This window comes from Phyllobacterium sp. (assembly GCF_037994405.1).
In the GTDB taxonomy this organism is placed as follows: domain Bacteria; phylum Pseudomonadota; class Alphaproteobacteria; order Rhizobiales; family Rhizobiaceae; genus Phyllobacterium.
Map to the genome: position 1 here is coordinate 48366 of NZ_JBBNAN010000120.1, position 22573 is coordinate 70938.

General features: G+C 55.3%; 16 protein-coding genes and 2 pseudogenes. 12 read left to right on the plus strand and 6 right to left on the minus strand.

Annotated features, from left to right (window positions below):
• Positions 1 to 157 precede the first annotated feature (157 nt).
• From AAAC48_RS07305 to AAAC48_RS07320, 4 genes are all read left to right on the plus strand, one after another.
• Positions 158 to 8785 carry a glucoamylase family protein gene (locus tag AAAC48_RS07305; RefSeq protein WP_340653551.1) on the plus strand — a complete coding sequence of 2876 codons (8628 nt, stop codon included), beginning with the start codon at positions 158 to 160 and terminating at the stop codon, positions 8783 to 8785.
• A gap of 40 nt (positions 8786 to 8825) precedes the next feature.
• Positions 8826 to 9230 carry a Fur family transcriptional regulator gene (locus tag AAAC48_RS07310; protein ID WP_340653594.1) on the plus strand — a complete coding sequence of 135 codons (405 nt, stop codon included), beginning with the start codon at positions 8826 to 8828 and terminating at the stop codon, positions 9228 to 9230.
• A gap of 94 nt (positions 9231 to 9324) precedes the next feature.
• Positions 9325 to 9636 carry a type II toxin-antitoxin system prevent-host-death family antitoxin gene (locus AAAC48_RS07315; RefSeq protein WP_340653552.1) on the plus strand — a complete coding sequence of 104 codons (312 nt, stop codon included), beginning with the start codon at positions 9325 to 9327 and terminating at the stop codon, positions 9634 to 9636.
• Between the two features lie 320 nt (positions 9637 to 9956).
• Positions 9957 to 10232: a hypothetical protein gene (locus tag AAAC48_RS07320; RefSeq protein ID WP_340653553.1), complete on the plus strand. Its 276-nt coding sequence runs from the start codon at positions 9957 to 9959 to the stop codon at positions 10230 to 10232.
• Positions 10233 to 10427: 195 nt separating this feature from the next.
• Here the strand turns inward: AAAC48_RS07320 and ptsN are convergent, their stop codons facing one another.
• The 6 genes and pseudogenes from ptsN to lptC all read right to left on the minus strand — a co-directional run bounded on the left by ptsN (position 10428) and on the right by lptC (position 15876).
• Positions 10428 to 10892, minus strand: coding sequence for a PTS IIA-like nitrogen regulatory protein PtsN (ptsN, locus tag AAAC48_RS07325; protein WP_340653554.1), 465 nt, complete (start codon positions 10890 to 10892; stop codon positions 10428 to 10430).
• Between the two features lie 84 nt (positions 10893 to 10976).
• The gene (raiA, locus tag AAAC48_RS07330; protein WP_340653555.1) at positions 10977 to 11567 is read right to left on the minus strand and encodes a ribosome-associated translation inhibitor RaiA; all 591 of its coding nucleotides are present in this window, start codon (positions 11565 to 11567) and stop codon (positions 10977 to 10979) included.
• Positions 11568 to 11782: 215 nt separating this feature from the next.
• Positions 11783 to 13432 carry an RNA polymerase factor sigma-54 gene (gene rpoN, locus AAAC48_RS07335; protein ID WP_340653556.1) on the minus strand — a complete coding sequence of 550 codons (1650 nt, stop codon included), beginning with the start codon at positions 13430 to 13432 and terminating at the stop codon, positions 11783 to 11785.
• 167 nt (positions 13433 to 13599) lie between these two features.
• Positions 13600 to 14328: pseudogene (gene lptB, locus AAAC48_RS07340) on the minus strand (LPS export ABC transporter ATP-binding protein); the annotation flags it as partial.
• A gap of 118 nt (positions 14329 to 14446) precedes the next feature.
• Positions 14447 to 15082, minus strand: coding sequence for an LptA/OstA family protein (locus tag AAAC48_RS07345; protein WP_340653557.1), 636 nt, complete (start codon positions 15080 to 15082; stop codon positions 14447 to 14449).
• A gap of 56 nt (positions 15083 to 15138) precedes the next feature.
• Positions 15139 to 15876, minus strand: a complete 738-nt coding sequence (lptC, locus tag AAAC48_RS07350; RefSeq protein WP_340653558.1) for an LPS export ABC transporter periplasmic protein LptC — start codon at positions 15874 to 15876, stop codon at positions 15139 to 15141.
• Between the two features lie 239 nt (positions 15877 to 16115).
• Here lptC and sppA point away from each other — a divergent pair, with 239 nt between their 5' ends.
• The 8 genes and pseudogenes from sppA to AAAC48_RS07390 all read left to right on the plus strand — a co-directional run.
• Positions 16116 to 17102: a signal peptide peptidase SppA gene (gene sppA, locus AAAC48_RS07355; RefSeq protein ID WP_340653559.1), complete on the plus strand. Its 987-nt coding sequence runs from the start codon at positions 16116 to 16118 to the stop codon at positions 17100 to 17102.
• A 92-nt stretch (positions 17103 to 17194) separates the two neighbouring features.
• A complete protein-coding gene (locus AAAC48_RS07360; RefSeq protein ID WP_340653560.1) occupies positions 17195 to 17479 on the plus strand; it encodes an integration host factor subunit beta in 285 nt (94 codons plus the stop codon).
• Positions 17480 to 17523: 44 nt separating this feature from the next.
• The gene (locus AAAC48_RS07365) at positions 17524 to 17856 is read left to right on the plus strand and encodes a LapA family protein (RefSeq protein ID WP_340653561.1); all 333 of its coding nucleotides are present in this window, start codon (positions 17524 to 17526) and stop codon (positions 17854 to 17856) included.
• Between the two features lie 23 nt (positions 17857 to 17879).
• Complete coding sequence (locus AAAC48_RS07370; protein ID WP_340653562.1) at positions 17880 to 18854, plus strand: ornithine cyclodeaminase family protein; 975 nt, start codon at positions 17880 to 17882, stop codon at positions 18852 to 18854.
• Between the two features lie 186 nt (positions 18855 to 19040).
• The gene (locus AAAC48_RS07375; protein ID WP_340653595.1) at positions 19041 to 20021 is read left to right on the plus strand and encodes a class I SAM-dependent rRNA methyltransferase; all 981 of its coding nucleotides are present in this window, start codon (positions 19041 to 19043) and stop codon (positions 20019 to 20021) included.
• Entirely contained in the window at positions 20018 to 20887 is an 870-nt protein-coding gene (locus AAAC48_RS07380; protein WP_340653563.1) for an RNA methyltransferase, read from the plus strand. Before AAAC48_RS07375 ends, AAAC48_RS07380 begins: the two co-directional genes overlap by 4 nt.
• 11 nt (positions 20888 to 20898) lie before the next feature.
• The gene (gene lspA / locus AAAC48_RS07385; RefSeq protein ID WP_340653564.1) at positions 20899 to 21402 is read left to right on the plus strand and encodes a signal peptidase II; all 504 of its coding nucleotides are present in this window, start codon (positions 20899 to 20901) and stop codon (positions 21400 to 21402) included.
• Positions 21403 to 21614: 212 nt separating this feature from the next.
• Positions 21615 to 22400 (plus strand): annotated as a pseudogene (locus AAAC48_RS07390) (GNAT family N-acetyltransferase); the annotation flags it as partial.
• Between the last annotated feature and the right edge of the window lie 173 nt (positions 22401 to 22573).

The window sequence follows — 22573 nt, forward strand, 5'->3', positions numbered from 1 at the left end:
ACTCATTTTCATCAAAACTGATCGCTAACTACAAAAGTGATGATAGCGTAATTGCCATGACCTGATTAGATCGTAAACTCAATCATGGATGATCGATCCATGATTGAGTTTGTGTAGCAATCCCGAAGATTTTTTCTTCCAACCGAAACGAAGGCAAATGCCCGTATTGAGCTTTTTTCAAGCGTTCGCATCTCAAAAGAAGACCGTTGGCCAGATCCTGTCTGCCCAGCCAAACCCCATCAGGGCGCACTACAAGTCCATTGATGACCTGAGCGATTTGGGTGCCCGCGTGGCAAAGGGCGAAGATGTCCGTTTGCCTGATTACGAGCCAATGGTTTTCGAGCAACGAACGGTCGAAAATGCCAGGCTTATCTTGCATTCCTATCGCTCATCCGATGCCGCAGCCCGCAAGGGCGAGACCATCACACCGGCGGCCCAGTGGCTGCTGGATAATTACTACCTGGTCGATCAGAATATCCAGCAGGTAGAGCGCGACCTGCCGAAAAAGTTCTTCCGGCAGCTGCCGTCACTGGTGAACAAGCCCGGCATCCCGCGCGTGATGGCGCTGGCATGGCTCTATGTCGCACACACGGACAGCCAGTTTGCGCTGAACAGCCTCAGTGCCATTGTCGAAGGATTCCAGACGGTCCAGCCGCTGCACATCGGTGAATTGTGGGCACTGCCCTCAGCTGTCCGTTTCATCCTGATTGAAAATGCTCGCCGCCTTTCGCTGCGTGTCGAACGTGCTCGTCGCATGCGCGCCTACGCCAATAGTGTCGCTGACGAAATCACACTCAACGCCGACAAGGAAAGCTTGCCGCAACTTCTCGCGCAGTATGCCGCGGCGGCGCGCGACAGCACCTTCGCCACCCATTTGCTCTATCGCCTGCGTGGAGGCGCGACCCATTCGGGCGCCGCGGTCGCATGGCTCGAAGAAGAGCTGGAGAAGAACGGCAGCGATGCCGAAGACGCAATCATCCAGGAGCACACACGCCAGTCGACCGGCGGTGTGACAATGGGCAATCTCATCCGAAGCCTGAAATCCATCGACGATGTCGACTGGATTACGTGGTTCGAAACCGTCAGCGGCGTCGACGCCGTTCTGCGCGAACATTCGAATTTCGATGCACTCGATTTCCATTCGCGCAATGCCTACCGTGTTGCGATCGAAAAGATCGCTCGGCGCTCGGGAAAGAGCGAGCAGGACATCACGCTGGAGGCCCTGGATCTGGCGCATAAAAGTGCCGAAGAGACGGGTGATGAGGGCGGCGTTACCGAGCAGCGAAAACGCGATGTCGGTTATTATCTTGCGGGCGAAGGCCGCCCGGAACTTGAAGGGAAATGTGACTACACACCGACGGTTCTTTTACGCTGGGTCCGTTTCTATCGCAAACTTGGGCTTGCCGGTTTGTGGATTCCAGCTTCCATTTTCTCGATCGCCATCCTGCTTCTCATCCAGTACTGGCTGGGCCGCGCGGGATTGTCCCATGAAATGACGTTGCTGTTCACCCTGCTGGCTGTGTTCCCCACGATGGAAACCGCCAATGGGTTCGTCAATTGGATCATACCAATGTTCATGCCGCCGACGCGGCTGATCGGTTTTGAATACAAGAATGGGCTGCCGCAGGAAGCAAAGACCCTCGTCGCCGTTCCAACGTTGATCACTTCTCGTGACTCGGTCGATGAACACATCCGCAATCTCGAGGTGCATTACCTCACAAACCCGCGCGGTGAAGTGTATTTTGCGCTTCTGACCGACTGGGCCGACAGCAAGTTCGAGCAAACCGACGATGATCTCGACATCTTCGATTATGCGCGCGAAAAGATTACTGCGCTCAACGAGCACTACACGCAAACCAATCCACGCTTTTTCCTGTTGCATCGCAAACGTCTGTTTAACGCTCAGGAAAACCGCTGGATGGGTTGGGAGCGCAAGCGCGGCAAACTGCATGAACTCAATCTGCTGTTGCGCGGTGACAAGGATACGACCTATTTCCCCACAAATGAGGAAGTGCCGACCGATATCAAGTTCGTCATGACGCTTGATTCCGACACGCGGCTGACACCGGACTCGGTAAACCGCCTCGCCGGCAAGCTCAGCCACCCGCTCAATCGTCCCATCTACAGCGCCAAATCGGGTCGTGTCGTCAGCGGTTATTCAGTCTTGCAACCGCGTGTCACGCCTTCGTTGACGACCGGTGATGACGCATCGTTCCTGCAACGCGTCTTTTCGGTCAACCGTGGTATCGACCCCTATGTTTTCGCCGTTTCCGACATCTATCAGGATGTTCTTGGAGAAGGAACGTTCACCGGCAAGGGCCTTTACGATGTTGACTTCTTTGAAGCGGCACTCGACGGCAAGATCGGTGAAAACTCGGTCCTGAGCCATGATTTGCTTGAAGGTGGTTATGCTCGCGCCGCGCTCGTCAGCGATGTCGAAGTGGTTGAGGATTACCCGACTGGTTACAATGTCGACATTTCCCGCCACCATCGCTGGACCCGCGGCGACTGGCAGCTGTTGCCTTATCTGTTCAGCGTCAAGCCCGGCGTAACTGCAGTTACACGCTGGAAAATGGTCGACAATCTGCGTCGATCCCTCACGCCGATTTTCTGGATCATTGCCTCCATTGCCGGATGGACCTTGATGCCACCGGGCCTTGCCACGCTTTGGCAGTGCTTTCTTATTTTCAGCATGTTCATCGTTCCAACGATGATCCTGTTCACCAACCTTGTGCCGACCGATATGAACCTGTCGCTCAAGGGCCATGTCCAGGCGATCCTGACCGATGTATTCTCGGGCGCTGCCGATATAGCGCTGCGCATCACGTTCCTGGCCAACATGGCCTGTCTGATGGCTGACGCGATCGTGCGCACGCTTTACCGCTTGTTCATTTCGCGCAAACATCTGCTCGAATGGCGCGCCGCCGCACAAGCCAAGACCAGTTCGCCGGATACGCTCGCATATTACATGCAGTTGATGTGGCCCGCGCTCATTGTAGCCATCGTTGCGATAGGTCTACCTTTAGCCGGCCACAGCCGGGCATGGTTCCTCGCCGTGCCCTTTGCATTGATCTGGTTCTTCTCGCCGATGATTGCCTGGCTGGTCAGCCGCTCGGCCAAACCGCTTGACGACCTCAATGTCCGTTCGTCAGACAAAGGCGAACTGCGCCGTTTTGCTCGCCGCACCTGGCACTATTACGATACATTCGTGACCAAGGAGCAGAATTTCATCCCTCCGGACAATTTTCAGGAGGACCCTCATCCTGTCATTGCCACGCGCACATCACCAACCAATATCGGCATGTATCTGCTCTCGACGGTCGCGGCTCGGGACTTTGGCTGGATCGGATTCAACGAAACGCTGACGCGAATCGACCAGACGCTCGAAACCCTTGAACGGATGGAAAAATATCGCGGCCATCTCTACAATTGGTATGAGACGACCACTTTGCGGCCCTTGCTTCCCCTCTACGTCTCGGCTGTGGACAGCGGCAATCTTGCAGGCCATCTCGTTGCCCTTTCTTCCGCGCTCGAGAAATGGGCTGAGGCTCCCTCGGTCTATCTCCAGAGCGATCTCGACGGCGTGCTTGACGTTGGCGATATTCTCGAAGAAGCCATCGGCGACATTCCGGATGACCGCCGGGTCCTCAGACCCTTGCGCCGGCGCCTTGAGGAACGCGTCGCGAATTTCCGCCGCGCCATTACAACGATCAAGGAAGAGCCGGAAACAGCCTCCTTGCGCACGATCAATCTGTCACTCTTTGCCGGTGATATTCAGCGATTGACTGAAGAACTGCACGGCGAACTCGAAAGCCCGGTCAGTGCCACTGCCAATGAGTGGGCATTGCTTCTTGTCAAGACATGCCAGGCTCATACCGACGATGCGATTGGCACCCATGAGAGTACGGACATTCTGCGCGACCGGCTGGTGACGCTTGCGACCCGCGCTCGACAGCTGGCGTTCGATACCGATTTTACCTTCCTCGAGCGCAAGGAACGCCGTCTGCTGTCGATCGGCTTCCGAGTCGAAACCAACGAGCTTGATGCAAGCTGCTATGACCTTCTCGCGTCGGAAGCGCGCCTCGCGAGCCTGTTTGCGATTGCCAAGGGCGACATACCAGTTGATCATTGGTTCAGGCTTGGCCGCCTCCTCGTTCCGGTCGGCTGGCGCGGTGCGCTGATCTCCTGGTCGGGCTCGATGTTCGAATACCTCATGCCGCCGCTGGTCATGATTGAACCGCTCGGCAGCATGCTGGACCAGACCAACAAGCTGATCGTGCAGCGGCAGATTGAGTATGGCGACTCGAAGGGACTGCCATGGGGCATTTCCGAAGCCGCCTACAATGCGCGCGATCCGGAAATGAACTACCAGTACACCAATTTTGGCGTTCCGACGCTTGGCCTCAAGCGCGGCCTTTCCAAGAACTACGTCGTTGCCCCCTATGCCAGCATCATGGCGAGCCAGTATCAACCGGCCGAAGCTGTCAAGAATCTGAACCAATTGCGTAAAATGGGTGCGCTTGGCCAGTATGGCTTCTACGACGCTGTTGACTTCACGAAATCGCGTGTTCGTGAGGGCGAAGACTATGCGGTCGTCCGCAATTACATGGCGCACCATCACGGTATGTCGATCGTCGCGGTCAACAATGTAGTCTTCGAAGGCCGTATGCGTGAGCGTTTCCATGCTGACCCGGTCATTGAGGCGGCCGAGCTCCTGCTGCAGGAAAAGGCCCCGCGTGAGATCCCGGTTCTTCAGGCCAAAGCCGAAAATCCGATGCGCAAGGCGGTCGAGAGCAGCGAAGAAACACCGTCGATACACATCATCCAGAATCCACTGAATGCACCGCGCGCGACGCAGGTCATGTCGAATGGCCATTACTCGGTGATGGTCACGGCCAATGGCGGTGGCTACAGCCGCTGGAACGGGCTTGCCGTCACGCGCTTCCAGCCTGATATCCTGGAGAGCGGCTATGGCACCTTCCTGTTCCTCCGGGATATGGAAAATGGTGAGTGGTGGTCGGCAACAGGCGACCCGGTGCGGCCTGCAGGCGAAAAGAGCACGACGATCTTCGCCGACTACAAGGCCGAATTCATCAAGGAAACCGGCACGCTCCATACCACCGTGGAAGCTATCGTGGCTTCCGATTCGGACGGCGAGGGCCGCCGCATCGTCATCACAAATACCGGCACCAAGGACCGCATCATCGAGGTAACGTCCTATGCGGAACTGGTCCTGACCAATGACGATACCGACACGGCTCATCCGGCATTTGCCAAGATGTTCGTGGAAACCGAGATCGACCAGCGCGGCGATACGATCTACGCCACGCGGCGCAAGCGCAACAATGACGAGCCCGATATCCATGTTGCACATATGGTCAGCGATAGCTCGGGCGCGATGCGCGAGGTTCAGGCCGAAACCGACAGGCGGGCCTTTATCGGACGCGGGCGCTCCTTGCGCAATCCGGCGGCTTTCGATGAAGGCGCTACCTTAAGCGGCAGCCACGGGTTCGTCCTTGACCCGATTGCTTCGTTGCGTTGCCGGGTTCGTGTACCGGCACACAAGAAGGTAACACTGGTGTTCTGGACACTCGTGCGACCTAACCGGCAGGAGCTGGAAGAGGTCGTGGCGCGCTTCCGCCATCCGGATTGCTTTGCCCGAGAGTTTTCGCTGTCCTGGACAAGTTCGCAGGTGCGCCTCCACCACATTGGCATCAACCCCGATGAGGCTCAGGTCTTCCAGCGCGTTGCAACCAGCCTCATCTACCCAGAGAAGGCCTTGCGTATGCCGTCCGAAAGCATCGCAGGCGGTCTTGGCAGCCAGTCTGAACTATGGCCGATGTCCATTTCCGGTGACTTCCCCATCCTTGCTCTGCGCATCGATGACGAAGCGGACATGGAAACGCTGAGGAACCTGCTCAGAGCGCATGAATATTGGCGGGCGAAGGGCCTCGTCGTTGATGTCGTTGTCATCAACGAGCGTTCCTTCTCCTATGCGCAGGATTTCCAGCGCGGCCTCGAAGCCATCTGCGAAAACAGCCGCGCGCGTGGCGCCCAGCTTGGACCACGCGTCCACATCTTTACTGTCCGCCGCGATCAGATGAGCGATGTAAGTTACAACACCCTGCTCGCCTCGGCTCGCATCGTCATGCACGCGCAAAATGGTTCGCTATCCGAACAGTTGAAGCGAATGGAGGGCCTCAGTCTGGACCTTCTTCCTGGAACGGAAACCAGGGGCAAGGCTGTCGCAACAGCTGACCACGAGCTCGAAGACTTGCGCGGGATTGCTCCGGCACCGACGCAGTTGATGAGCACACGCCGTCCGAAAATTTCCGGAGACGATCTGGCGTTCTGGAACGGCATTGGCGGTTTTGACATGAAGAGTGGCGAATATGTTGTCCGTCTCGGTGGTCTGACCTGTACTCCCCAACCATGGATCAACGTGATTTCCAATCCCGCTTTTGGCTTCCACGTTGCAGCAGAAGGAGGTGGCTTCACCTGGTCGGGCAACAGCCGCGACTACCAGCTGACGCAATGGTCGAATGATCCGGTAATCAACCGCTCCGGCGAAGCGATCTACGTGGTAGATCTCGACAAGAACACCGCGTTTGCACCAACCGCTTCGGTACTGAGAGATCCCTCGGTGCAATACGAAACGCGGCACGGACAGGGCTACTCGACCTTCCTGTCGCGTCATGGAAATATTGAACTCGAGTTGACTCATACGATCGACCCGCAATTGCCCGTGCGAGTTTCAAGACTGAAGATCACCAATCATGGCGGTGCGGCCAAACAATTGCGTGTCTATGGTTTCGTTGAGTGGGTACTCGGCAATGCTCGTGCAAAAACCGCGCCGTTCCTCGTACCGTCGAGCGACGCCGAAACAGGCATGCTCTTTGCACGCAACCCGTATGGCGTAGACCGGCGCGATCATGTCGCCTTCTTTGCTACCAATGTTAAGCCGCAGTCTGTTACCTCCGACCGTGCCGAGTTCTTCGGCGCGCTGGGTTCGGTTGATCGGCCCGCAGCAGTGCTCCAAGCCAAATCCCTGTCAAACCTTGTTGAGGCGGGTGGTGACCCCTGTGCAGCGCTCAGCGCCGATATCGAACTCGCTGCCGGCGAGACAAAGGAGCTTCTGTTCTATTTGGGTGATGCGGGCAGTGCCAATGAGGCACGCAGCATTCTGGCTGAACATAAGAAGCGTCCTTTCGAGGAGACCCTCAACGCTTCCAAGGGCATCTGGGCGAGCTTCCTTGATGGGCTGCAAGTCGAGACGCCAGACAGTGCATTCGACGTGATGGTCAATCGCTGGCTGCCCTATCAAAGCCTTGCCTGCCGAATCTGGGCGCGCTCAGCCTTCTATCAGGCAAGTGGTGCGTTTGGTTTCCGCGACCAGTTGCAAGACACGCTGTCCATGCTGATCCTCGATCCATCCCTCGCTCGAAAGCAAATTTTGAATGTCTCCGCCCGTCAGTTCAAGGAAGGTGACGTCCAACACTGGTGGCTGCCTACCACAGGAGCGGGTGTACGAACGAAGATCTCCGACGATGTGGTCTGGCTTGGTTATGCTATCGCTCATTACACCGCGGTAACCGGTGATATGAGTATCCTTGACGAGCAGATTGCATTCATCGAAGGGCGTGCGCTTGAAAACGGCGAGCATGATGCTTTCTATCAGCCAACCATCTCCAGTGAGAAGGCCAGCGTCTACGAGCATGCCGCCCGTGCGCTTGACCTCGCAATTGCTCGTACAGGACCCCATGGCCTGCCGCTTATGCTGACAGGCGACTGGAATGACGGCATGAACCGTGTCGGCGAAGGTGGCAAAGGTGAAAGTGTCTGGCTCGGCTGGTTCCTGATCAGCACATTGCGGGATGTGCTGCCAATCGCCAGACACTTCAAAGACTCGGACCGCATCCAGCGCTGGGAAGGCCATATCGAAAGCCTGAAAGCCGCTCTCGAAAGGGACGGCTGGGATGGCGAGTGGTATCGCCGCGGATACTTCGACGACGGCTCACCGCTTGGCTCGAAGAAGAGCGAAGAGTGCAAAATTGATTCCATCGCTCAGTCGTGGAGCGTGTTGTCCGGCTATGGCGAACCGGGCCGGGCCAAACAGGCCATGCATTCAGTGGCAACGCATTTGATCGATGACGAAGTCGACATCATCAAGCTGTTCACGCCGCCCTTCAACAGATCGCGCCACGACCCGGGCTACATCAAGAGCTACCCGGTAGGTGTGCGCGAGAATGGCGGGCAATATACCCACGCCGCGACTTGGGCCGTGCTCGCCATGACCAAGCTCGGCGATGCGGACGAGGCATATCGCTGGTTCAAGATGCTCAATCCTGTGAACCACTCGCTGGATATGGACAAAGCCGAATCCTATCGCGTGGAGCCTTATGTGGTGGCTGCTGACGTATATTCTGTCGATCCGATGCGAGGACGCGGCGGCTGGACCTGGTATACGGGTTCAGCCGGCTGGCTCTATCGTGTGGCGACGGAAGGAATTCTTGGCATAAGCCGTCGGAATGACCGGCTGTTTGTAGACCCGTCGTTGCCGTCTGATTGGGACGGATTCAGTTTCGTGCTCCGTAACGGCGAAGCCAGATACACCGTCGAAGTCAGACCAGCGGCCAAGGGCGGCAAGAAGATTACCCTGAACGGTAAGAAACTCGCCAAGGCCGATAGCGGCATCCCGCTGGAGACATCGGGGGACCACAAGGTTATTGTCGAAGTGCCGTCGAGCAACGTTATCAGCGGTGTTACGGCGACGGCCGCCAGCTAAACTCACACGCCGCCAGTGCTTTGTCGCTGGCGGCGGACTTATTCCGGGTCATGCAATCAAACACGGTGAATTGCGCAAGGCAGGCGTGCGTATTACGCGCGCCCGCCGCATCATTCTTGATATTCTGACGTCAACAGAAGACCATCCGGATGCGATGAAGATCTTCCATCGCGCCATAGAGATCGACCACAGCATCGCTTTGTCGACAGTTTATCGTACCATGAACCTCCTGGAGGAGATGGGCGCCATTCATCGCCACGCCTTCAATGGCGGTCCATCACGTTTCGAGCAGGCGCATCGTGAGCATCATGATCACCTGATCGATATCGATACGGACGCTGTCATCGAATTCAAGTTGGACAAGATCGAGAAGTTGCAGGAAGAGATCGCCAGATCACTCGGTTACGACATCGTACATCACCGGCTGGAGCAGCTTTCGTTTTGATCCTTAAGCTCATTTCTAATGGCGTACAGGCGCAACCTGTCGTCTACAACATCCAAAAATACGTATAATATATATTTTCAAAGGGAGGGCTATTATGCTGACATTCTCGTCAATCGAGCTTCAAAAGCAAATAGGTGATGTTCAAAGGGCTGCGTCTAGAGACGCTGTCGTCATCACTTCACACGGAAAACCGCGGAACATATTGCTGTCCGTGGAAGAATTCCGTCGCCTGAAAGAAGCTGCCGGCGAAGTGGTTCCGAGCGACTTAAACACTAAACGAGCTGCAACGGTCCGCCATCTCCCCGATCCGCTTGGATATGACGTATCCGATCTGAAAGCGGCCGCCCGAAGAATGGCAGATGATGTTGCGTCTGGCAGAACGAGAGATGCAGTCGATCAGGAATAGCAGCCGTACGCGCACGCTTTCCTAAGTTGAGAGCGAAATGATCGATAATCCAGATCCTGAGGATGTACGGTCTCCAAAATTTCTTATAATGGACAACACACCGTTGTCACTGCCCGGGGCTATTGAATCTCTCGACTGGTTGTTTGTCCCAGGCTGCGAAGTCTCGATCACGGATCTCGTTCTGGAAGAGGCAACACGCGAGCCTGGCGAAGGGCGCGATCAGCGCCGTGGAACAAGGAGTGATATCTCTGGCTGGATAAACTAATCGTCATCGCTTGAATGTTTTGGTTACGCCAAAGGGCGAGAGATATCATCGCGACATGGAACTTTGGGAACTGGCTGGCCGACCAGAACAACTTCGACCGGCTTGGAAAGATAGAGGCGAAGCGAGTCGTCTGCAGAGCGTACAAACGATCAAAGCCGCACTTCAAAGGGACGAGGCAATTGTCGTTCTAGTCGATGACAAAGATGCCCGGGACGCCATCCGCGCTGTTCGAGCTGACATTGATATGATGGGCACTCAAACATTCATTGCGTGGATGTCTGAAGATTTCGGAATTGCTCAAGCTGAAACGGCGTGTGGGCATCTATATTAATGGCTACTGGAAACACTGCCGATCCTGGCGAGGATGAAGATCCGGTATATATCAGAAACGTCCCCTAACCTCCAACCTGCATTGGTCTAACCGCCAACGATGCTAGCCAATACGACAGCGACGACATCCTGACCCTAAGCCATCCCAATGAAAAAGCCGCTCTGCGGCGGCTCTTCATAGGGGAAACGGCAAATGTCAGGCCGCGTTTGACGTCGGCTGAGCTGTCAGCAATTCATAAATCAGGCTCGCATCATGAGCGGTCCGCAATTTTGCAATACGCTCCGGATCACGCAACATACGCGCGATGCGTGACAATGCCTTCAGATGATCGGCACCGGCATTTTCGGGCGCCAACAACAGAAACACGATATCGACCGGCTGGTCATCAAGCGCTTCGAAATCAATGGGTGTTTCGAGCTGTGCAAACACGCCTGCAATACGTTTCACGCTATTAATCTTGCCGTGGGGGATGGCAATGCCATTGCCGACGCCAGTCGAGCCCAGTCGTTCGCGTTGCAAGACAGTATCAAACACCTCCCGCTCGCTCAGACCCGTCAAGGCAGCAGCCTTTTCCGACATGATCTGCAGAAGTTGTTTTTTGGAATTGACTTTCAATGCAGGCAGGACAGCGTCGGGCTGAATGAGATCACCCAGATCCATTATCTCTCTTCCTTCCAGTTACCGTCCGCGCCCCTATTTTAGCGCGAACGGCAGTTCAATTTGGCTATGAATCCGTTTCGTTCATTACCGGGCAGCGCTTTGGCCTTCTACCGCCGATGGATCGATCCAGCCGATGTTTCCGTCAGGGCGGCGATATACAATATTAACCTGCGTACTTCCAGAGTTACGGAAGACAACCACAGGACTATCTTTCAGGTCGAGTTCAACGACCGCTGAAGCTACACTCATGCTCCTGAGTGCCATGGACGTTTCCGCAACGATGGTTGGCGCATAGTCTTCCGGAAAATCCTCATCATCATCCGGTGCAGGCGCCATGACGCGGTAGGAAATGTCATCAAATACCCCGTTCGATCCAGGAGCCTGATGCGATTTGAGGCGACGCTTGTAGCGGCGAAGGCGCTTGTCTACGCGCTCACCCGCGGCGTCGAAGGCAAGCAAAGGATCCTGCGCCTCGCCTGCTGCCTGGAGTACCGTGCCGGTATCCAGGCGAACAAGACAGTCTGCGATAAATCGAGATCCCTGCTTTTCCACCGTGACGTGGCCGGTATATCCGCCATCGAAATACTTGGTCACCATCTCCCCGATCCGCTCCTCAATCCGAATGCGGAAAGCGTCACCAATGTCCATATGTTTCCCAGATACACGCAGACTCATGATACCTCACCTTCATTGTGATTTTCATTGCCCGACCCAATCTACACTGTTGTTGGGAGACGAGCAAAGACATCCCGCACAAACAGTGCGAGCGCCTCATCACATTTCGCCTTCTGATTCTTCATGTCCAAACGCGCGCTTTCGCTGCAATTGTCGCAAATTACCGGCGCTTCTCTCTCCCCGACCGAGCTTCTTTGGCCCGGTTCATTGCCCACTCAAAACGATTCTACACCCGCGTGACGGATGAATCTAGACTTTCCCTCGCCCTTGCGCACAGAAGCCTGAGCTTTCTTCTCCCGCCGCCGTTGCACTGAGGAGGCGATGTTCATTGCTTCCCGATATTTAGCAACCGTGCGACGCGCTATATCAACGCCTTTCTCCTTCAACAGATCGACTATCGTATCGTCCGACAGAATGTCGTCCGGTGTTTCGGCATCTATGAGCTGCCTGATCTGATGACGTACCGATTGTGACGAATGCTGCTCAGCGCCCTCAGTTGCTGCGATGGCTGCGTTGAAAAAATAGCGCAGTTCGAAAACGCCGCGCTTGGTCAGCATGTACTTGTTTGCGGTAACGCGGCTTACAGTCGATTCGTGCATTCCGATCGCATCGGCGACATTGCGAAGATTGAGCGGTTTCAGGTAAGCAACCCCATGCACGAGGAACTGCTCCTGTTGACGCACTATCTCGCTGGCGACTTTCAGGATCGTCTGCGCGCGCTGATCGAGGCTGCGCGTGAGCCAGTTGGCATTCTGCAAACAGTCACTGAGAAACGTCTTTTCCGCCGCGGATGTCTTCGCCTTCGAAATGGTTGCATAATAGCTATTGTTGACAAGCACACGCGGTAGCGCATCTGGATTGAGTTCAATCCTCCAGGTCCCATCTGATGCCATTTCCACCAGCACGTCCGGAATAATGCTATCAGCCATGCCTGACGAAAATGCGGTTCCAGGCTTGGGATCGAGAAGTTTTATCTCCTGCAGCATGTCGAGAATATCGCCGTCTGCCACTTGGCATAGTTTCTTCAAACTATGGAAGTCCCGCTTCGCCAGGAGTTCCAGATGCTCCAGCAGAACTTTCATGGCTGGATCAAGGCGGTTCTTCGCACGCAGCTGAATGGACAAACACTCTGCCAGATCACGCGCGAACAGGCCGGCCGGCTCAAACCCCTGCATGATTGCAATCAGCTTTTCAATATGGGCGATCTCAACGCCAAGCCTTTCGGCCATTTCGCCCACATCGGCGCGCAGGTATCCCATCTCATCGAGATGATCCGCGAGCTCGGCTGCAATCAGGCGATCGGCTGCCTTTTCGAAGGCAAAAAGAATCTGCTCGCCCACGTGATCCCGCATGGTGAGCGGAGATGCTGTAACCTGTTCGAGATTATACCCTTCGCCTCCAGAGGAAACATAGCCATCACCTGACGACGATTTCCATTGCGAAGCGAGATCGCCTGCAATGAAATCGTGCGTACCGGGATCGTCTGGAAAAATATTCTCGAGCGAACTGTCGAAAGTATCCGACATGGAATCTGAACTGGTCGCTTCACCGCTTTCAAGCCAGTGATCACTTTGGCCGCTCGAGCTGGAGTGGTCTTCCCGCGCGTCAGTATCGCCTATTACTCCTCGACTGAACTCGCCCTCATCGCCGGAATTGCGGTCAGCGTCGAAGCCCCTTTCATCAAACAGGAAGTGCTCATCATTGGCTTCATCACGCTCAAGAAGGGGGTTTTTTTCGATTTCCTGCTCGATAAATTGCTCCAGCTCCACATGTGTCAGTTGCAACAGTCGAATCGACTGCATAAGCAACGGCGTCATCACCAGTGCCTGGGTTTGCCTGAGATCGAGTTTTGGCGACAAGGCCATGATGGATGCGGATACTCCTGTACGAAATTCCTTGGAATGTACAGAACTGGCCCAATCCTTGCTTGTCAATTGCAGGACGGCAAAAAACCACTAGCTGCGGCAATTTTCAACCAAACCGCGCCCGGAAAATGCACTTTCTTACCCACAGGCAGCTGAAAATTACAAATTCAGAGCCTGAACTGATCCCCGAGATAAAGGCGGCGGACATCAGGATTAGCAATAATTTCATCCGGTCGGCCATGGGTGAGTACCTGGCCGGCATGAATGATGTAGGCCCGGTCAATGAGCTTGAGGGTCTCGCGCACGTTGTGGTCCGTGATGAGCACACCAATCCCGCGACCCGTCAAATGTCTCACCAATTGCTGGATATCAGCGACTGCAATCGGATCCACGCCAGCAAAGGGTTCGTCAAGCAGCATGAAATTCGGCCGCGACGCCAAAGCACGGGCAATTTCAAGACGCCGACGCTCGCCGCCGGACAGGGACATCGCGGGCGCTTTGCGCAAGTGAGCGATATGAAATTCCTCAAGCAGAGAATCGAGTTCCTGAGCCCGAGCACCCCGATCTTTTTCGACCACCTCGAGAACGGCCTTGATGTTGTTTTCAACAGATAGACCGCGGAAAATCGAGGCCTCCTGCGGCAGGTAGCCGATGCCCAGCCGTGAACGGCGATACATCGGCATTGTCGTCACATCGAAGCCGTCGATTTCAATGGTGCCTTTGTCGACGGGCACCAGACCTGTCACCATGTAAAAACAGGTCGTTTTGCCTGCTCCATTTGGCCCAAGAATGCCAACAGCCTCACCCGAGCGTACTCCGAAGGAAACGCCGTTGACGACCTGCCGGCCATTATAGCTCTTGGTGATCCCGCGCGCGACGAGCGTCCCTTTCATGCGATCTATGGCTGCCGGATCGGCGGGCCGCATCTCATGCGAAAGGCTGGAATCTGGCCGTGCGGCGATATTGCTGGGTGAGCGACGTGAAAACAAGGACACTTAAAGCTTTTCCGCCCGTTCAGTTCTTAGGTTCATTCTTAGGCGAGACGACAATAGAAACACGACCTGTCTGTCCGCTCTTGCAGCTTTCAAGCTGGGCTTCGCCCGTTTTGAGCTGTGCGGTCAGTTTGCAGCCGACAGCGACATTGTCGCCCTGGGTCAAAACAACTTTATTACCGGTCAGAACCAGCACTTCGGTTTTCATGTCAAATGTACCGTGATCCCCGGTCGCGACCTGATCCTCAGATTTGACGTAGACCTTGTCATTGACCTCGAGATGATCAATATCCTGAGCTCCCGCCCCCGCAACGCCCGTTGTTTTCGGGGCATCAGCCGCTTTCGTCGCGTCAGGCGCCGTCGTGTCTTTGGCGTCCTTCTTGGGAGCCTTGACATAATAAACGATCATGGACCCGGCCTTCAGGAGCGTTCCTCCCTGCACAACCGTAACATTTCCAGTAAACGTTGCTGTGCCTTCCTTGTCGTGAACCACCAGCTTGTCCGCGTCGATCTGGATCGGCTGATCGCCGGACAATTTGATGCCTTTGCTGGCTCCGCCAGCGGCATCCTGCTGCGCGGCGGCGGGAACGATCATCGAAGATACCAGTATGCCCAATGCTACAGTCGAAATGCTGATCAATCTTGCCGCGCACGACATCGTGTTCTCTCCTAAATCCAGGATATTCCCTCAAAGTCAAAAATCGCGTGTTGGTCTCACTGGGCCGATTTGACTTCCTTGCCACCTTCTTGCAGCTTTGTAGGCTGAATGACAAGCCTTACACGCTTTTCAAAAGTCATTACTTTCCCGCTTTCAGTGATCTGCATGCTGTCTGCGGTAATGCTTGATGTGCTGTTGTGGATGCTGACCGGTTTGTTGGTCGACATCGAGTTCCCTGCAATGTTGATATCTGCCGATTGCAGGTTGGCAGTGATGCCATCGGATGTTGTCAGGCTTATGTCGCTGTCAAGCGTCAATTGTCGGTTTGCATTGTCGAAGACCCCTGACTTTGCCTTGACCTGAGCGCGCGACTCGCTGCCGAGTGGGAGTTCTGCGTCGATCCCCTCGAGCGAAATCACATTGCTGTTGCCTACCTCCTGCAGCGCCCGTACCGCACTCATTTTATAAGGCAGCTTGTCCTTGGTAAATCCATCGAGCTTGGGATTGGTCATCACCAGCTTGCCATTCTCGATCCCGGCATTGTCGAGCGAAATATTGCTTGGTACGCTGGAGGTCGAAAAGAACGTAAACCAGGAGAAGACTGCCGCACCAATCAGTGCCGCTGCCGGAAGAGCAAACTTCAAGAAGCGTACCCGTCGCGAATGACGCTCCGCAGCGCGGAAAACGGTAGAATCCTTATCGGAGGCAGCAAACTGCCGCGCCACCTCGGCGTGGTGGTCAGCATCAGCGGTGGCATCACGTTCCTGATGCGTATCGTTTCTTTCGATTGACATAAGTCTGGCTGCGTTTACCGATTACAATATTATGGCTACTTGAACGCCAATATGGTTATTTTTCGATGAAGTGGGCGTGTACCTGTCGCGCAAGTTGCATTCGACCACAAGTATGCCGTCATTCGACGAGATACAAGGTCCAAGTGCCTATCAAACCACGGAGTTTCAAGTCTGGACTTCAAAGAAATGTTGTCGCAGAAGTGTATGCGAGCTGAATTTGAGAGCGAATGGACAGGACGATGGCTAACACTGCTGACGCAATTATCGACAGACGCCGGCTTCGCAGGAAGCTCACATTCTGGCGTGCTTTCACACTCCTGCTCATTGGCTTCGCGTTGATTTCACTTTACTTTTTTACGGCGGGCTTGGACGGTTTTGCCGGCAAGTCTGCGCCGCATATTGCCAAGGTTCGCGTCGAAGGAACAATCTTTGAAAACGAGGAATTGCTCAAGCGTCTAAAGGATATTGAGGATTCTGATGCAGTGAAAGGTGTAATCCTCTCCGTTGATTCTCCAGGCGGAACGACAGCTGGTGGCGAGGCGATCTACGAAGCCGTGCGCAAGCTTGCCACCAAGAAGCCCGTCGTAGCGCAGGTTGGTACACTGGCCGCCTCGGCGGGCTATATGATCGCAAGCGCGACCGATCACATTGTGGCGCGTCAATCGTCGATTATCGGCTCGATTGGCGTGCTTTTCCAGTATCCGGACATCTCGGAACTTCTCACCAAGCTTGGTGTCAAGGTCGAGACAATCAAATCAAGCCCGCTCAAAGCGGAGCCCAATTTCTTCAATCCCGCAAGTGAAGAAGCCAAGGCGATGATCCATCGCATGATTATCGATTCCTATGACTGGTTTGTCGGGCTGGTCCAGGAGCGGCGGAAATTCAGCCACGAGCAGGCGCTCGCCCTGGCAGACGGATCGGTTTTCACCGGGCGACAGGCTATTGCAAACAAGCTCATTGACGAACTGGGCGGCGAAGACAAGGCCATTGGCTGGCTCAAAACCAAGGGCGTCAACGACAAGCTTCCTGTCATTGAGTGGAAACCGGTAGAAAAGTCCTCCCTTGGCCTGTTCTTTTCGCAATCGGCCATGAAAATGCTGACCCGATACCTCGGCCTTCCGGAGGAAAGTGCCGGAATGCTGCGTGAATTGACAGGAGATCGTATGTTCCTTGACGGACTCGTTTCTGTTTGGCACGTTGACGGCAAGCCTGTCGGGGCGCAATAAAGATATTAAACACATAAGATCAGTGACATAGTCTTCAGGTCCGTGCCTTTTTGACCATGTCCTCCTGATCTTGAACCGGAAGGGATTTCGCTGTGATCAAATCAGAGCTCGTGCAGATCATTGCCAACCGCAATCCGCATTTGTTTCAGCGTGATGTGGAGAATATCGTCGGCGCTATCTTCGATGAGATCACCGATGCGCTGGCCGAAGGCAATCGGGTCGAGCTCCGTGGTTTCGGTGCATTCTCGGTTAAGAACCGCCCAGCACGCAGCGGACGCAATCCCCGCACCGGCGAAAGCGTGGATGTCGAGGAAAAGTGGGTACCTTTCTTTAAAACCGGCAAAGAACTGCGCGACAGGCTCAATTCCAACGGTTAAGAGGCTTCCAACACGCGTTTCAAAGCGGCGCCCAGGAGGGAAATATGGTCAATCGCATTGTCATCGTCCTCATTCTTGTGCCGCTTGCCATCATTCTGATCGCATTGTCAGTGGCTAACCGAGCGGCTGTATCTTTTACGATCGATCCGTTTAATCCGGGCAATCCAGCCCTTTCCTATTCGGCCCCACTTTTTGTCTGGCTCTTGGCTGCGCTTATCGTCGGACTCATTCTTGGTAGCTTTGCAACATGGTACAATCAGGGGAAGCACCGCAAATTGGCCAGGCAACGCAAGCTGGAGGCCGAGCTTTTGCGTAAGGAGGCACGAAAAGCCTCGGCCGAAACAACCTCTACCCCGAATCTGCCCTCGCTGTACTGAATGACAATAACTAAGGAATTGAAATGAAACTGATCTCCCCGGCCGAGGTCGACGGGCTGCTGAACTGGCCGGACATGATCAATGCGATCGAACAGGCCTTCCGCCAGGGCGTTGTTCAGCCCGTACGCCACCACCATACTATTGAACGTCCCGACGGTGCTGCATCAACATTGCTGCTGATGCCCGCTTGGTCGGATTTCGACACCCTGGGCGACTCCTCGAAGGGTTATATGGGCGTCAAGATCGTCACCGTATCGCCAGATAATGGTGCCGTCTCGAAACCGGCTGTCATGGGCGTTTATCTTCTGCTCGACGGCAAGACCGGTGAGCCCAAGGCGTTGATCGATGGGCAACGCCTCACGCTGTGGCGGACAGCGGGGGCGTCAGCCCTCGCGGCTCGCTATCTTGCGCGCGAGGATGCATCAAAGCTCGTCGTGCTTGGTGCCGGCGCCCTCTCCGGCTTCCTCGCGCGAGCGCATAGTGCCGTTCGGCCGATCACGGAAATATCAATTTGGAACCGCAACTTGGCCGGCGCAGAAAAAATTGCTGCCGAGCTTGTTGCCGATGGCTTCAATGCCAAGGCCGTCAACGACAAGGACGCGGCGATTGCAAATGCTGACATTATCACCGCTGGAACGCTTTCCACCGAACCACTTATCCTCGGCAAGCACCTGAAGCCAGGCGCTCATGTGGACCTGATCGGTGCGTTTACGCCCACAATGCGAGAGAGCGACGATGAGTGCGTGAAGCGCGCCCGGGTCTTTGTCGATACCAAGGACGGTGCCCTGAAAGAAGGTGGCGATATCGTGCAACCGATCAAGGCGGGTGTTGTAACGGAAAGCCATGTGATCGGAGATCTGTTCGGCTTGGCTCGCGCCACAACCGAGGGTCGTCGATCGGCGGATGAGATTACGCTGTTCAAATCGGTAGGCGCAGCATTGGAAGACCTCGCCGCCGGTATTCTCATCTACGAAAAGGCAATTGCAGCCTCACTTTGAGCGTTTTTGCTTTCGCCTTTCCTCGTCTTGGCATAGGAAACCTCCGAAGTATCACGAGGAAAGCAAGATTTGAAATCGTCTGGCGGAAAAATCCGGAAAGCCAAGAGCGAAAGTAGCGCGGCGAAAGGCGTTCCTTTCCGGCAGAGCGCGACAAAGCCGCGTCCGCAATTTGCCAAGCCTGCACACATGGCCGATGGCGAAGTGCAGAAAAAGACAGCACCGCGCTTAGAGCCGATGCCGAAACGGGTGGTCGTTCGCCGCACCGGCCAGCGTCCGCAAGAACAGACCGGCCTCATTCTCGAAACATTGCCTTCCGACGATTATGCGTTGCTCGACAGCGGCAACGGCCTGAAGCTCGAACAGTACGGCCCCTACCGTGTCGTCCGGCCTGAAGGCCAGGCCATATGGCTGCCTGCATGGGACAAGGCTGAATGGGACAAGGCCGATGCAATTTTTACAGGCAATACGGATGAGGAAGGTGTCGGCCGTTGGCATTTCCCAAAAGTCCCTCTCGGCGAAACCTGGCCCCTCGCCTTTGACGGCATTCCATTTCTTGGTCGCTTCACCTCTTTCCGGCACGTGGGGGTGTTTCCGGAACAGGGTACGCACTGGTCCCATATGGACCGTTTGATCCGCAATGCGAAGCGCCCCGTGAAGGTGCTCAATCTTTTCGGCTATACGGGCGTTGCCTCGCTGGTTGCGGCGCGCGCCGGCGCCGAAGTCACCCACGTTGACGCGTCGAAGAAGGCCATCTTATGGGCGCGGGAAAATCAGGAAATGGCCGGGCTTTCGAGCAAGCCCATTCGCTGGATCTGCGAGGACGCAATGAAATTCGTTGCGCGCGAGGAGCGGCGCGGCAGCGGCTACGACATTATTCTCCTCGACCCGCCGGCCTATGGGCGCGGACCGAATGGCGAAGTCTGGCAGTTGTTCGACAATCTGCCAGACATGGTCGATCTTTGCCGTTCTATCCTTACACCAAACCCGCTCGCTGTCGTTCTGACGGCCTATTCAATCCGCGCATCGTTCTTTGCCATCCACGAATTGATGCGGGATATGTTTACTGGCCTTGGCGGTGAGGTACAGTCAGGGGAGCTCATCTTGCGCGAGCGTTCATCGGGACGAGCGCTTTCTACGTCTCTTTTCAGCCGCTGGGGTGCAAAATGAGCAGACACGATGATCACCAGCGGGGCAGCGGACTTGCGCGACCCGGCAAGGTGAAAGAAGTCACCAGCCTGACCAACCCGATCGTCAAGGATTTGCGTGCGCTCGCAATGAAGAAATTCCGCGACCAGCAAGGCGTTTTCATTGCAGAGGGCCTGAAGCTTGTCATTGATGCGCTCGATTTGGGCTGGATCATCAAGACACTGGTCTATTCCAAGGCAGGCAAGGGCAACGCCTTGGTGGAGCAGGTTGCTGCGCGGACGATTGCCAAGGGCGGCGATGTGCTGGAGGTCAGCGAGAAGGTGATTGCTGCCATTACCCGGCGCGATAACCCGCAAATGGTCGTTGGTGTTTTCGAGCAGAAGACCCAGTCGCTTTCCGCGATCAAGCCGCATGGTAGCGAGGTCTATATCGCGCTAGACCGGGTCCGCGATCCCGGTAATCTCGGTACTATCATCCGTACCGCCGATGCCGTGGGTGCAAAGGGCATCATCCTGATTGGCGACACGACGGACCCTTTCTCGCTGGAGACGGTTCGCGCTACAATGGGCTCGGTTTTTGCTGTTCCGCTAGCGCGTGCTAGCGAAACCGAATTTCTTTCCTGGCGAAAGGGGTTTTCGGGGCTTGTCGTTGGAACCCATCTCAAAGGAGCTGTCGACTATCGCACAATCCCTTATGCCAACAAGCCGGTTATTCTGATGATGGGTAATGAGCAGCAGGGGTTGCCGGATCAGCTGGCTTCTGCCTGTGATAGGCTTGCGCGTATTCCGCAGCAAGGCCGGGCCGATTCGCTTAATCTTGCCATTGCGACTGGAGTCATGTTGTTTGAGATCAGGCGTGACGCGCTGAAGCTCAATGGCAGAACTTAGAAAAAAGCCTTATGAGAAGCAAAGCCTTTTACAGCCTTTTTGCCGTCATTGCCTTCGCTGTGATCAGCGATCAGATCGTGAAATATCTGATCGAAACGGGTATGGACTATCAGCAACAGATTGACGTTTTGCCCTTTCTGGCGCTTTTTCGCGTGCACAACAATGGCATTGCTTTTTCGATGCTCAGCAATCTGCACGACCTTGCTCTTATTGGACTGACTTTAGTCGTCATTGGATTTGTCAGCTACCTTTGGTGGACCACCGCGTCAGCCCGCTGGATATCGCGCGTCGGCTTTGCCCTGATCATCGGCGGTGCAATTGGCAATCTCATCGATCGCAGCCTGCATGGCTACGTCATCGACTATATTCTTTTCCACCTGCCTTCGTGGTCGTTTGCCGTCTTCAATCTGGCTGATGCCTACATATCCATTGGCGCAGCATTGGTGGTGGTTGAAGAAATTTTTGTCTGGCTGCGTGACAGGCGGGCCGGGGGCGGACAACGCGGCGAAAACTGAAGCAGAAACTGCAATTTAGCCTGCATCTCACGTCATGTAGCCGTCATCCAATTGTTGTATTCAGAGATGAATGAGTACCGATTAACCTCCTGTGAGAGCGAATCGACATGGGCATCGCCTTGCTTGAACCTGCATCAGCTACTAAAGATCAGCGCATGATGTCGCAGGTAGATTCAACACCCTCGCCGTTTACGGCGCCACCCCTTGTTTCGGTGCTCGGCCGCATCGGCACAATGGAAGTGTGCCTTGCACAAACCGAGGATGAGATCGCTTCGTCGCAACAGCTGCGTTTCAAGGTGTTTTTTGACGAACTCGGAGCAAGGGGTTCTGCGACATTGGAACAGCGCGACGCCGATCGTTTCGATCCCGTTTGCGACCATCTGCTCGTCTATGACACATCCATTCCGGGGCCAAAGCACAAGCAGATCGTCGGCACATACCGGCTCCTGCGCTCCGAGAGAGCTTTCGAGACAGGTGGCTTCTACTCAGCCAGCGAATATTCCATCGATCGCCTCGTTGCTGCGAAGCCGGAACTGCGCTTTCTTGAACTCGGCCGTTCCTGTGTCCTGCCGGAATACCGTTCGAAACGGACCGTTGAATTGCTGTGGCAGGGTATCTGGAGCTACTGCCGCTATCATTCCATAGGCGTCATGTTCGGTTGCGCTTCCTTCCAGGGTACTGTCCCGGCTGCGCACGCGCTTCCATTGTCGTTTCTACAGCACAATTGCCGCGCCACGCCCGACTGGGACGTTCGCGCCTTGCCAGCGCTGTACCAGCCGATGGACCTCGTCCCGAACGAGGCAATCAATGCGAGGGTTGCACTGTTTGCCATGCCGCCGCTGATCAAAGGCTATCTGCGTCTTGGCGCGATGATCGGCGACGGCGCCGTGGTCGATCATGATTTCGGCACCACCGACGTCTTTATCATCCTGCCCGTCAGCCGCATTTCAGAACGTTATGTGAGCCACTACGCCGCCGAAGCAAAGCGCGTCGTTTAGCCTTTATCTGCTTTATCGCATCCATCTGTGGAGAAAAGTCGTGAATGGGCTACGGAGAGGTGTGTAAATCCCGCGATACCGAATAGATTGCTCCTGAATATCAGGAGAACGTCTTGGCCGAATTGGCATCCATCATCGATCCGTCCCCCTATGAGGTTGAACCATTGGCGCGC